The organism is Herminiimonas sp. Marseille-P9896 (assembly GCF_903993245.1).
Taxonomy (GTDB): Bacteria; Pseudomonadota; Gammaproteobacteria; order Burkholderiales; family Burkholderiaceae_D; genus Oxalicibacterium; species Oxalicibacterium contaminans.
In genome coordinates this window covers 26,296-39,302 of record NZ_CAJEVT010000001.1, presented here as the reverse complement: position 1 = coordinate 39,302, position 13,007 = coordinate 26,296, and the positions used below count along the sequence as shown (strand labels likewise).

The window sequence follows — 13,007 nt, the reverse complement described above, 5'->3', positions numbered from 1 at the left end:
TTGCCCTGACCTGATGTTTAGCCGGTATTTGAACCCGCATGACTGAATTAAAAAATACCGAACGCGAACTACAACTCTTCCGCCTGCGGCTGTCGGTCGCGGGCTTTGTGGTGTTCATTTTGTTCGGCTGTCTGCTGGCGCGCTTTATCTGGTTACAGGTATACAAACACAACGATTACGTCGCACAGGCAGAAGACAATCGCATCTCCATCGTGCCAGTGGTACCGAATCGCGGCCTGATCGTGGATCGCAATGGCGTGGTGCTGGCGCGTAACTACTCCGCTTATACGCTGGAAATCACGCCCTCGAAAATCAACGGTGATCTTGAAACGCTGATTGATGAGCTGGCGACGCTGGTCGATATCCAGCCCAAGGACAGGCGTCGTTTCAAAAAGCTGCAGGAAGAATCACGCAAGCTTGGCAGCTCACCTATCCGCGTGCGTTTGACGGATGAAGAAGTGGCACGTTTTTCAGCACAGCGTTATCGCTTCCCCGGCGTTGAAATCCAGGCGCGCCTGTTCCGTCAGTATCCGCTCGGTTCGGTTGCTTCACATGTCATCGGTTATATCGGTCGTATCAATCAGCGTGAAGCCAAGGAAATCGATGAGGGTGATGACGCGACCAACTACCGCGGCACTGAGCACATCGGCAAGGAAGGCGTAGAAAAGAGTTACGAAGACAAGCTGCACGGTCGCACCGGTTACGAAGAAGTGGAAGTGTCGGCCGGTGGTCGTCCTATCCGGACCTTGTCGCGTACCGCTGCGACACCGGGCGATAACCTGATCCTGTCTATCGATATCGAATTGCAGAAGGTGGTGGAACAGGCTTTTGGTGATCGTCGCGGTGCATTGATTGCAATTGAGCCATCTACCGGCGACATCCTGGCGTATGTTTCGATGCCGACCTTTGATCCCAACCTGTTTGTGGAGGGGATTGATCAGCAAAACTGGGACATGCTGAATAACTCGCCTGACCATCCTTTGCTGAATCGTCCTTTGTCCGGTGCTTATCCACCAGGCTCGACCTACAAACCATTCATGGCGCTGGCAGCCCTGGAACTGGGGAAACGCAAGCCGTCGGATGCGATTTCCGATCCGGGTTATTTCTGGTTTGGTAACCATAAATTCCGCGACGATAAAGAAGGCGGGCACGGTTTTGTCGATATGTACAAATCCATCGTGCAATCCTGCGACACCTATTACTACATGTTGGCGAACGACCTCGGCGTCGATGCGATCCATGACTTCATGAAACCGTTTGGTTTTGGTCAAAAGACCGGCATCGATTTGCGTTTCGAACGCACCGGCGTGTTGCCGTCTACCGCATGGAAGGCGGCGGCTTATCGCAAGCCTGAACAAAAGAAATGGTATGCCGGTGAAACGATTTCCATTGGTATCGGTCAGGGTTATAACTCCTTCACACCTTTACAACTGGCACATGCGACTGCAGTCCTGGCCAATAACGGTGTCGTGATGAAGCCGCATCTGGTGAAGATGCTGGAAAACGGCACTACGCGCCAGCGTACGCTGACCGTGCCGAAGGAAAGCTACCGCATACCGCTGAAGCAGGAGAATATCGACGTTATCAAGAATGCGATGGTGGGCGTCAACAAGGAAGGTACTGGTGCACGTGCTTTTGCCCGGGCTGAATATGTATCAGCTGGCAAGACCGGTACTGCGCAAGTGATCGCGATCAAGAAAAACGAGAAATACGACGCCAGCAAGATTTCCGATCGTCATCATGACCATGCGCTGTACACCGCATTTGCACCTGCCGACAATCCGCGCATAGCACTGGCACTGATCGTCGAAAATGGTGGTTTCGGTGGCGCAGCGGCGGCACCGATTGCGAAGAAGGCGATGGACTTCTATCTGCTCGGCAAGCGCCCGGACGACAAGCCTGCGCCTAAACCGAAGAATGAGCCGAAGGAGGAATTCGTCGAATGAGTAATGAGATGAATCGACGCTCCGTCGGGCAAATCGTCCAGCCCTACATCCAGATGTTTGATGTGCCGTTGATGCTGATCGTCTGCATGATACTTACCGTGGGTACCGTCACCCTGTATTCGGCCGGTATCGATTTCCCTGGTCGTGTGGAAGATCATGTGCGCAACATCGCGATTGCGTTTGCCGTGATGTGGGTCGCCGCTGCGATTCCACCGCAGACGCTGATGCGTTTTGCCGTGCCTTTGTATATCACCGGCATCGTGCTCTTGCTTGCCGTGGCGCAGTTTGGCCTGATACGTAATGGTGCGCGGCGCTGGGTCGATCTTGGCGTAGTCGTGCAGCCGTCCGAAATCATGAAAATCGCGATGCCCATGATGCTGGCCTGGTTCTTCCAGAAACGCGAAGGCGTGACACGCTGGCGTGAATTCCTGGTGGCAGGCCTGATGCTGATTGCGCCAGTCGGCCTGATCATGCGCCAGCCCGATCTGGGTACTGCGCTGCTGGTGCTGGCAGCTGGTTTCTATGTCATTTTCCTCGCCGGTTTGTCGTGGAAGGTATTGGTTGCAGCTGCGGTTGCGGTGGGGGCAAGTTTGCCTGTCGTGTGGTCGATGTTGCACGATTACCAGCGCGGACGGGTGTTGACACTGATAGATCCGACCACTGATCCGCTGGGCAAGGGTTTTCACATCATCCAGTCGACCATAGCGATAGGTTCTGGTGGCATCACTGGTAAGGGGTGGCTGAATGGTACGCAGGCCCACCTTGAATTCATTCCTGAGCGCACTACCGATTTCATCTTCGCGGTGTTCTCGGAAGAGTTTGGTTTGATCGGCAACTGTGTGCTGCTGTTCCTGTATTTGTTGCTAATCGGACGCAGCATGATCATCGCAGCGAATGCACCGACCCTGTTCAGCCGTTTGCTGGCGGGTGCGATTACGCTGATCTTCTTTACTTACGCATTTGTGAATATGGGCATGGTCAGTGGTATTCTTCCGGTCGTCGGCGTACCTTTGCCCTTTTTCAGTTATGGCGGCACCGCCTTTGTCACGCTCGGATTGGGCGTCGGCATTTTGATGAGCATTCAGCGGCACAGGAAGTTAATGCAAAGCTGATGCCACCGTTTATCGACTGCATTGCACGCAGCATGCGCAATGCGGTCATCATCAGGAGCAAACGATGCAATTTCGCACCGTATTACAAGTCCTGGCGATTTCTACTATCGTCGCTTTAGCCGGTTGCAGTACTACACCGCTTACTACACCATCCGCCGGAAAATCGGCGTCCGGCAGCTCTGCCACCCGTTCCTCGACTACACCTGTCTTGCCGCCTGCCGGTTCCGGTCGTGGTGGTTATTACAAGGATGACGGCCCGGGTGACGATATTCCTGATGGCCTGGAAAACCTGCCTGACGCCGAGCCACGGATAGAGCCGTATGCCAATCGCGGTAACAAGCCTTATGTCGTGTTCGGCAAGCAATACGTCCCTATCGCCGATGAGCGCCCGTTCAAGCAGCGTGGGCGTGGCAGCTGGTATGGCAAAAAATTCCACGGACAAAAAACTTCTTCCGGCGAGCCATACGATATGTACCAGATGACGGCGGCGCATCCGACCTTGCCTATTCCTTCGTATGCGCGCGTTACCAATTTGAGCAATGGCAAGCAGGTCATCGTGCGCGTCAATGACCGTGGACCTTTCCATTCAAGCCGCGTCATAGATTTGTCATACACTGCAGCGCTGAAGCTGGGTTACATCGGGCACGGCAGTGCCGAGCTGGAAGTGGAACGCCTGCTCGCGGCTGATATAGAACGCATTAATGCGAATAAAGGCGCGGCCAGCGTCGCTTCCGATGCATCGCCGGTGCAGGCGCCGACGGTAGAGGCGGTTGCACTGGCAGCACCTGTGATGCAAAACAGTGCGTCAGTAGCAACAGAAGCAGCTGCACAACAGTCAACGGCGGTATTGCCTACAGGTTTCTATTTGCAATTCGGTGCTTATTCACAAATGGCGAATGCAGAAGCGTTGCGAGCTCGCCTGGTGCAGGATGTGGGGAACAGCTTGCCGCAATTGAAAGTTGAGCCATCGAACAATCTGTATCGTTTGTACAGCGGACCGTTTGCCAGTCGTGACGAGGCTGCAGCGGCCGCTCTGCAAGTACAGCAAAGCGGCGTCAATAAGCCATTTATCGTACAGCGCTGATCAAACAATCGGGATAGGCTGAGCCCGAGTCAGGTCTCGTCCTGGTCGCTGGCGTCGCGCATCTGTAAAGCGCGCTCGTACAGAGAATTCTTTTTCTGGCCAGTGATTTGTGCGGCTAGCGCTGCGGCCTGTTTCACCGAACATTCCTGCAGCAAGATGCCGAGTATGCGTTCGGCTTCGATTTGATCCTGATCACCCGCACTCGGCGCGCCTTCCAACAGGACGACGAATTCGCCTTTTTGCCGGTTGGCGTCGGCATTGATCCAGGCCACTGCTTCGGCCAGCGTGCATCTGTGGGTTTCTTCGAACAGCTTGGTCAGTTCACGTGCGAAAACAATGTGGCGGGTCGGCTCGAAAGCTGCAGCCAATGCTGCCACCGTTTCAGTAATCCGGTGTGGTGCTTCGTAAAACACCATGGTCGCGGCCACGGCCTGCAAGCTGAACAGCACGCTTTCACGCTGTTTGGCTTTGGCCGGCAGGAAGCCGACAAAGTAAAACTGGTCATTCAGCAAACCGCTGGCAGACAGCGCAGTAACCGCGGCAGAGGCACCTGGCAGTGGTATCACCCGTAAACCTGCGTTGCGTACCGCATCGACGATGCGTGCACCGGGATCCGAGACGGCCGGTGTGCCGGCGTCAGACACCAGTGCGATGCGTTCGCCAGCCTGCAGGCGGCTGATGAGTTTATCTGCCACTTCCCGCTCGTTGTGCTGATGTGCGGCGATCAGGTTCTTGGACAAGCCGTAACGTGTCAGCAGATGGCCGGTATTGCGCGTATCTTCGCAAGCAACAGCATCGACTATCGATAAAGTGTGCAAAGCGCGCAACGATATATCGCCTGCATTTCCGATCGGGGTAGCCACCACATATAATGTTGCCGGAGGATAGGTCTGGTTGGACACATCGTGCATAATCGGCAAGATAGTGGAAAGGCTGTTGCTTGTTTCAGTCATTGGGAGAGTCGGATGTTGGGAAATTTAGCGAGAATGTTCGTGCTGGCAAGCTTCATCAGCGGATTGTGCTCGCCTGTGCTGGCAAACACAACTGCCGACATTGCCGCTGACAGTTCTGCCAGTGTAACCGGCATTCAGTCCCAGCGGTCATCGCTGGACAGGATGCAGCTGGCGCAAACCGACCTGGCTTTGCCGGAAGCGATGAGTGCGCCGCTCGATGATCCTATCGTTGAACCGATCGAAGTACCTGTTATCACCACACGCCTGCCACCAACCCGCATTGGATTGTTGCTGCCGCGCCGCTCCGAGTCGCTGGCGCAAGTGTCGGACGCAGTACGTGCCGGTTTCATCGCAGCTTATCAGCATGAGCCGGGCAATATCGTCGTCAATTTCATAGAAACCGGCGACGCCGCACAGGATGTACTGAGCGGATACACCGAAGCGGCCGCTAATAATGACATCGTGGTTGGCCCGCTGACACGCAGTGGTGCGACCGCCATCGTACAAAATCACGCAGTCACCAAGCCGACCATCGCCCTGACGCAATTGAACGCTGCAGGTGAAGCCGAAGTGAAGGTGCCGACCAATATGCTGGTCATGGGCCTGTCGATAGAAGATGAAGCGCGCCAGGTGGCGAACTGGGTCGGCAAGAACCGCGCACGCCAGAAAGCATTCGCGCTGTCTACCAATGTGGCGTGGCAACGTCGTGCAGTCAGTGCCTTCGCCGCGCAATGGAGCCAGCTCGGCATGACGGCAGAAGTACTGGAGTTGACCATGACTGGTGGCTTCATGAATGCGAATGCGCTGGTTCAACTGAAGAAACGCATACAGGCAGAAAAGCCTGCGCTGATTTTTGTCGGACTCGATGCGGCGCAAGCGATCCAGCTGCGCCTGGCTATAGGCGGCGAAGTCACGATGTACGGCGTTTCGCAATTGAATCCGTTTGCACTTGATGACTGGGCGAGTGCAGATCGCCTGACCGACCTCGAAGGAGTGCGCCTGGTAGACATGCCCTGGCAATTGCAGCCGGATCATGCCGCCGTGATGGCTTATCCACGACTGGCCAAGGCAAGCGGCCAACGCAGCAGCCCGGATGTCGAGCGCCTGTATGCCTTGGGTATAGATGCTTACCGTGTCGCGGCGAATATCGCGATCAAACAAACCGAGTTCAGCCTGGATGGCGTAACCGGCAAGCTGACAGTTCGCTTTGGCCGTGGTGCTCCTTATTTTGAGCGTGTACTGCAAGCTGCAACTTATCGTGAAGGTATGGTGCAGCCACTCGAAGCGCAGTAGGTCATTGATGCGCATGCCTGCCTTTCTGCACCCACGTACCGCGCAGCAAATCACCGGGCAAATAGGAGAAGATCAGGCATTGGCCTATTTGCAGCAGCAGGGCTTGCGACTGCTGGAACGGAATTTTCGCTGCAAGGGCGGTGAAATCGACCTCATCATGCAAGACGGAAAAGTGCTGGTGTTTGTCGAGGTCCGTATGCGTAGCAATTCCAAATTTGGCGGTGCGGCCGCCAGCGTCGGTAGTGCCAAGCAGAAACGACTAATTATCGCAGCACAGATTTACCTGCAAGGTCACAGCATGCCGCCGCCCTGTCGTTTCGATGTCATCGCTTTTGATGACAAAGAGATGACATGGCTGAAGAATGCAATTGAAGCCTGAAATCCCATGTCTTGCGCCACTCTTGGCGATGGACTGCTCTATAATTCCCACACCATGATTAATCAACGCATACTCAGTCACTTCCACGAAAGTGCCGAGCTCAAAATCCAATCCGCATCCGCATTAGCACGTCCAATTGAACAGGCAGTGGAACTAATGTTCGGCGCCCTGTCTAATGGAAACAAGATTCTTGCTTGCGGCAATGGCGGTTCGGCTGCAGATTGCCAACATTTTTCCGCGCAGTTGGTCGGTCGTTTCGAACGTGAACGTTTACCGCTGCCAGTGATGGCACTGACAACCGATACTTCCATCCTGACCGCTATCGGTAACGATTACAGCTATCAGGAAATTTTCAGCAAGCAAGTTCAGGCATATGGACAGCCGGGTGATGTCTTGCTGGCTTTGTCTACTTCCGGTAACTCTGCCAACGTCAACGCCGCGATTGAAGCAGCACTGGAGCGCGATATGCGCGTAGTGGCGCTGACCGGCAAAAGCGGTGGTACCACCGCCAAATTATTGACCGATGCGGACGTGCATATTTGCGTGCCGCATGACAGGACAGCACGGATACAGGAAGTACATTTATTAACGATACATTGTTTGTGTGACGGCATCGACGTTGCACTATTTGGAGGAGATGAGAATGAGTGATTTGAAACGTTATATGCACGCAGTAAAACGTCCGGTTGCGATGGTATTGCTGGGCAGTGCGATGGTATTCAGCCTGCAAGGCTGTTTCGGCGTGATCGCCGGTGGTGTGGTCGCCGGTACGCTGGCGGCAACCGATCGTCGTACGCTGGGTGCGCAGACTGAAGACAAATCGATCGCTGTTAAAGGTGAAATCGCGATTCCTAAAGTGGTCGGCGATGCAGGTCACGTGAATGTCACCAGCTTCAACCGCAAGGTCTTGCTGACCGGTGAAGTACCGAGCGAAGCAGCGAAAGAAGCTGCTGCACGTGAAGCATCCCGTATTGAAGGTGTGCAATCGGTGGTGAATGAATTGGCGGTCTCCGGCGCATCCGGTTTCGGTTCGCGTTCCAACGATACGCTGATCACCGGCAAGGTAAAGGCCTCTATCGTTGACAATCGTACGCTGTACGCGAATTCGATCAAAGTCGTGACCGAACGTGGCATTGTGTATCTGATGGGTCGTGTAACGGAACGTGAAGGCGATCTGGCAGCGAATATCGCACGTGGTGTAAGTGGCGTGCAAAAGGTCGTCAAAGTATTTGAATACATTAGCGATGAAGAGTATCGCATGTTGTCAACTACGCCGGAATCACAACCTGCGCAAAAACAGTAAATCTGTCACTGTTTCTTGCGGGGTGTATATTAAAGCCGCGCAGCAAATTGCTGCGCGGCTTTTCTTTTTGGGAGAGAAAAGATGCAACTGATTTTTCCTGTCGGATTGATCTTGATTGTCGTCCTGTGGGGCATATTTTCCCCGGCTTCACTGGGCACGATTTCCCATATCGCGATGGCCGCGATTACCAAAAATTTTGGCTGGCTCTACCTGTGGGTTGTATTGGGGCTGGTACTGTTTTCCGCCTTCCTTGCTTTCAGCCGCTACGGCAACCTGAAGCTGGGCAAGGATGACGACGAGCCGGAGTTTTCATTGCCGGCCTGGTTCGCCATGTTATTTGCTGCCGGCATGGGCATAGGCTTGGTGTTCTGGGGTGTGGCCGAGCCCTTGTCACATTTCACGCAGGGGCCGCCGGGTACCATTGCGCGTACGCCGGAGGCGGCGAATACTGCGATGCGTTACAGCTTCTTCCATTGGGGTTTGCATCCATGGGCGGTCTATAGCATCGTCGCTCTGACCATCGCCTTCTTTCAATACCGACGCGAGGGTGTGGCGCTGATCAGCGAGTCCACCAAATCGTTGCCGTGGCAACCGGTCAAACGTATGTCAGGTCTGTTCAATGGTCTGGCGGTGATTGCCACTGCCTTTGGTGTTGCGACTTCCCTCGGTATGGGTGCGATGCAGATCAACGGTGGCCTGGCTGCAGTATTCGGTTTTAGCGTCAATAAATATACGCAGGTCGGCATTATCGTACTTGCGACCGCCCTGTTTGTTACCTCTGCCGTGAGTGGCGTGGCACGCGGTGTCAAATGGCTGTCATCTATCAATATGCTGGTGGCGGCACTGCTGACCCTGATGGTGTTCATGCTCGGTCCGACCGTCGTCATCATCGACACCTTCACGAATACGCTGGGTAGTTATATGAGCGAACTGGTGCGCATGAGTTTGCGCATGACGCCGTTCCGTGACAGCGAGTGGGTAGGCGAATGGACCGTGTTTTACTGGGCGTGGTGGTTATCATGGTCGCCCTTTGTCGGTCTCTTCATCGCCCGGGTTTCGCATGGTCGCACCATACGTGAATTCATCGTTGGCACCGTGATAGCACCATCGATCGCGGCCTTTATCTGGTTCTCGGTCTTTGGCGGCACCGCCTTGCATATGGAAATCTGGCAGGCCGTACCGATAGCTGCGGCCGCCAAGGCAGATTTGTCGATGGCTTTGTTCACCATGCTGGATGCACTGCCTTTCGGCCTGATCATGTCGGTGGTCGCCACCTTGCTGGTACTGGTTTTCTTTGTCACCTCGGGTGATTCGGCGATCCTGGTGCTGGGCATGATGAGTACGGGTGGTGAGGCTAATCCATCGAACCGTATCAAGATCATCTGGGGTTCACTGATCGCGGGTATTGCGATCAGTCTGTTACTGGCTGGCGGATTGGATGCCTTGCAGACTGCGACCATCGTATTTGCCCTGCCATTCACGATAGTGGTTGCGCTGATGGCGCTCTCCTTGTGGCGCGCCGTGCGCGAAGACTGGAAAGAAGAACAACGTGCGGAAAGGGAGCTGCGTCAGCGTATGCGCCAGTTGCTGGGTAAGTGACTGGCAGGTGACCTAGCGAAATAATTGTTAACTACTGGCAACTTAACGTTTTGCAATGCTATATTGAGGCCGCGCGGCAACGAGTCGCGCGGCCTTTTTCTTATGGAGAGACCATGACAGCAGTGCTCGTTTTACTTGCTATCGTTGCAATCGTCGCCTTCTGGGGTGTCGGTGTCTATAACCGCATCATCGCCTTGCGCAATTACTTTGAGAATGCGTTTTCCCAGATCGATGTGCAACTCAAGCGGCGCTATGATTTGATTCCGAACCTGGTCGAAACTGCCAAAGCCTATATGGCGCATGAACGCGAAACACTGGAGGCCGTGATCGCTGCACGCAATCATGCGGTCGATGCGAACAAGAAAGCTGCTGCCGGTCCTGCAGACGCCGTTGCATTCAAAAATATGGTGATCGCTGATAATGCGCTTGACGCCACCCTCGGCAAGTTTTTTGCACTGTCCGAGGCCTATCCGGATCTCAAGGCGAACCACACCATGATGCAGTTGAGTGAAGAGCTCAGCAGCACCGAAAATCGCATCGCCTTCGCACGCCAGGGCTATAACGACAGCGTGATGTCATACAACGTCGCGATCCAGCAATTTCCGGGTTCGCTGATCGCAAATTCCTTCGGTTTCCGGAGGGCCGAATTGCTGGAGTCGACTGAGAGCCCGGAAGAGCGCAAAGCCATCAAGGTCACATTCTGACGCTGTATGTCTGTCCGGAATATATGTAAGTCCTGTATTCAACCGAAATGAATTTTTTCGAGCAACAGGATCACGCCAGACGGCAGAGCCGTATGCTGGTGCTGCTATTTGCACTGGCAGTGGTCGCCATCGTGCTGGCGGTGAATATCGTGATGGCCTTGCTATGGATATTGCTGCAAGGCCAGCCGCTGACCGGCGCTCATCATTATCCGCATGGCTTCTTCTTTACCAATACCTGCATCACTGTCCTGCTGATTTGCGGCGGCACCATGATAGAGATATTCAATCTGCGTGATGGCGGTGAGGCGGTTGCACGCATGGTCGGTGGTCGTCATGTATCACCGAATACGATAGACCTGCATGAGCGTCGCCTGCTCAATATTGTGGAAGAAATGGCGCTTGCATCCGGCATTGCCTGTCCCAAGGTTTATCTATTGGGAAAAGAAGAATCCATCAATGCATTTGCCGCAGGCTACAACCCGAATGAAGCGGTAGTGGTGTTGACGCAAGGTGCGCTGACACGTCTCACTCGTGATGAATTGCAGGGCGTAGTCGGGCATGAATTCAGTCATATCCTGAATGGTGATATGCGCCTGAACCTGAAGTTGCTCGGTGTGACTTTCGGTATCGAGATGGTGGGTGACTTCGGCCGTCAGGCGATGGAGTTCGCCTGGTACAACTCGGATGATATCGAGTCCAGTTTCAAGCTGACAGTGTTTCGCATCATTGCTTTCATTTTTGGTTTTGCATTCTTCGTGATTGGTTATATCGGTTTGTTTTTTGGCCGTGTCATCAAATTTGCTGTCTCACGTCAGCGTGAGTATCTGGCCGATGCCAGTGCCATCCAGTTCACACGGAATCCGGACGGTCTTGGCAATGCCTTGCGCAAGATCGCAGCCTTGAGTGACAAGGGTTTTTCCGGTGCGTACATCGGTCACCGCAATGCGGAGCAGCTATCGCATCTATTCGTCAGTGCGGTGCGGCCCCATTTGATGGCGGGGTTTTTTGCTACGCATCCACCGTTGCAGGAGCGCTTGCGCCGTATCTATGGTCGTGATGTGGAGATGCCGGATGAGCAGGAGTTACGTGTGCCAGACGCGCGTATCTTTCCGGTGCCGTCCGATGCCTTGCCTGCGCTTGCGTATGCCAGCACGCCATTGACGGCGATACGTGCAGACTTGCAGGAAGCCAGTACCGCCATCGCGGTGACGGCGGCGCATGCATATGGCGATGGCACCCTCGCACAGATCCGCTTGAGCCCGGAGATAGATAGGGTCGCGCATGATCCGGCTGAAGCACCGTTGCTGCTGTATGCGCTCTTGCTCAACCCTGCCGACGAGCAGAGTCCGCAATTGTCATCCTTGCGGGAACATATGCCGCATCAGATTGCACAGGTAAAGCGGCTTGCTACCGCCGTCGGGCAATTGCCTGAAAATGCGCGTTTGCCTTTGCTCGACCTGATGATGCCTGCGTTACGCCAGCTGTCACTGCTTGGGCGTGACGCGATGTTGGCGCAATTCCAGCGCATGATTGCGAGTGACAAACGTGTGAGCCTGCATGAGTTTGTTTTGCAAACGGTATTGGTACGACGCCTGGCGGCACAAGCGAATCGTGCCGTGCGGATCAAGTATGCGAGTGTCAACGAACTGAAGACAGAGTGCCTGGTTTTATTTTCCTTGCTGGCGCATGTGGCTGCGCCCTTGCGCAAAGAAGCGGTCGCTTCATTATTCATGCGCGCTGCACATGCATCACCGACGCTGGCGCTGTCTGAAAAGGATGTGCTCGGGATAGAGGCATTAAGTTACGGCAGCATCAAGCTGGCACTGGATAAACTGAATCAACTGGCACCACTGGCTAATCCGGCTTTAATCAAATCCTTGCTGGCTATCGCAGGTGAACAGGCACCGCTGCCCTTGCCCCTGGCCGACCTGCTGCGTGCGATATGCGCCGCACTGGAAGCACCGATGCCGCCAGCTGTTGCTGCGGTGTACACGAATACCGGCTGGCCTGCCGCATCCTTGTCCTGAACCTGCTGCATGTGTCGGTATTTTCGATTAAACATGCAGCGCAGGACCTGACTATAATAGGCACACTGAATTCTTCGGATTGTCGATCATGCAAGCATCTGCCGCACCTCAGCGTACCTGGCTCAAAATCCTGGCCGCCCTCGTTATCGTGGCGCTGGCAGTGGTCGGCTATATGTCGGTCTCCAAGAAGGATGCGATTCCGGATGTGACCTTTACCAATTTGCAGGGCAAGAAATTTACCTCGCAGGATTTGCGCGGCAAGGTGGTGATGATTAATTTTTGGGCGACTTCCTGTGTGACCTGTGTCAAGGAAATGCCGGAGATGGTTGATACCTACAACAAGTACAAGGACAACGGACTGGAGTTCATCGCGGTGGCGATGGCTTACGATCCACCTAACTATGTATTGAATTTCGTAGAGACACGCAAACTGCCATTCCAGATCGCACTCGATACCCAGGGTGAACTGGCAAAGTCATTTGGTGATATCAAACTGACGCCGACTACTTTGGTGGTCGACAAAGATGGCCACGTCATCAAGCGCTACGTCGGCGAACCCGATTTCGCTGCCCTGCATAAGCTGCTGGAAAAAGCGCTGGCTGCTTGA

General features: G+C 54.4%; 12 protein-coding genes. 11 read left to right on the top strand and 1 reads right to left on the bottom strand.

The annotated features are described in order from the left end of the window. Positions 1-38: 38 nt before the first annotated feature. The 3 genes from mrdA to H7U06_RS00180 all read left to right on the top strand — a co-directional run bounded on the left by mrdA (position 39) and on the right by H7U06_RS00180 (position 4,142). Positions 39-1,946 carry a penicillin-binding protein 2 gene (gene mrdA, locus H7U06_RS00190; protein WP_175624231.1) on the top strand — a complete coding sequence of 636 codons (1,908 nt, stop codon included), beginning with the start codon at positions 39-41 and terminating at the stop codon, positions 1,944-1,946. Positions 1,947-1,954: 8 nt separating this feature from the next. Further along, positions 1,955-3,058 (top strand): rod shape-determining protein RodA, encoded by a 1,104-nt coding sequence (gene rodA / locus H7U06_RS00185; protein WP_370458584.1) that lies wholly within the window; start codon positions 1,955-1,957, stop codon positions 3,056-3,058. A 64-nt stretch (positions 3,059-3,122) separates the two neighbouring features. Next, complete coding sequence (locus tag H7U06_RS00180) at positions 3,123-4,142, top strand: septal ring lytic transglycosylase RlpA family protein (protein WP_175624229.1); 1,020 nt, start codon at positions 3,123-3,125, stop codon at positions 4,140-4,142. Positions 4,143-4,171: 29 nt separating this feature from the next. Here H7U06_RS00180 and rsmI read toward each other — a convergent pair whose 3' ends face one another. Then, entirely contained in the window at positions 4,172-5,095 is a 924-nt protein-coding gene (gene rsmI, locus H7U06_RS00175) for a 16S rRNA (cytidine(1402)-2'-O)-methyltransferase (RefSeq protein ID WP_175624228.1), read from the bottom strand. A gap of 12 nt (positions 5,096-5,107) precedes the next feature. On the opposite strand from rsmI, the gene H7U06_RS00170 reads away from it, so the two are divergent. The 8 genes from H7U06_RS00170 (at position 5,108) to H7U06_RS00135 (ending at position 13,007) form a co-directional block, all read left to right on the top strand. Beyond that, a complete protein-coding gene (locus H7U06_RS00170) occupies positions 5,108-6,388 on the top strand; it encodes a penicillin-binding protein activator (RefSeq protein WP_175624227.1) in 1,281 nt (426 codons plus the stop codon). 7 nt (positions 6,389-6,395) lie between these two features. Then, a complete protein-coding gene (locus tag H7U06_RS00165; protein WP_175624226.1) occupies positions 6,396-6,767 on the top strand; it encodes a YraN family protein in 372 nt (123 codons plus the stop codon). Positions 6,768-6,821: 54 nt separating this feature from the next. Further along, positions 6,822-7,418 (top strand): phosphoheptose isomerase, encoded by a 597-nt coding sequence (locus H7U06_RS00160; protein ID WP_175625167.1) that lies wholly within the window; start codon positions 6,822-6,824, stop codon positions 7,416-7,418. Beyond that, positions 7,411-8,070, top strand: a complete 660-nt coding sequence (locus tag H7U06_RS00155; protein WP_175624225.1) for a BON domain-containing protein — start codon at positions 7,411-7,413, stop codon at positions 8,068-8,070. The genes H7U06_RS00160 and H7U06_RS00155 overlap by 8 nt, the downstream gene beginning before the upstream one ends. Positions 8,071-8,151: 81 nt before the next feature. Then, on the top strand, positions 8,152-9,669 hold the full coding sequence (locus H7U06_RS00150) for a BCCT family transporter (RefSeq protein WP_175624224.1): 1,518 nt from the start codon (positions 8,152-8,154) through the stop codon (positions 9,667-9,669). A 113-nt stretch (positions 9,670-9,782) separates the two neighbouring features. Then, positions 9,783-10,373 (top strand): LemA family protein, encoded by a 591-nt coding sequence (locus H7U06_RS00145; RefSeq protein ID WP_175624223.1) that lies wholly within the window; start codon positions 9,783-9,785, stop codon positions 10,371-10,373. A 47-nt stretch (positions 10,374-10,420) separates the two neighbouring features. Next, entirely contained in the window at positions 10,421-12,400 is a 1,980-nt protein-coding gene (locus H7U06_RS00140; RefSeq protein WP_175624222.1) for a M48 family metallopeptidase, read from the top strand. Positions 12,401-12,488: 88 nt separating this feature from the next. Then, positions 12,489-13,007 carry a TlpA disulfide reductase family protein gene (locus tag H7U06_RS00135; RefSeq protein WP_175624221.1) on the top strand — a complete coding sequence of 173 codons (519 nt, stop codon included), beginning with the start codon at positions 12,489-12,491 and terminating at the stop codon, positions 13,005-13,007.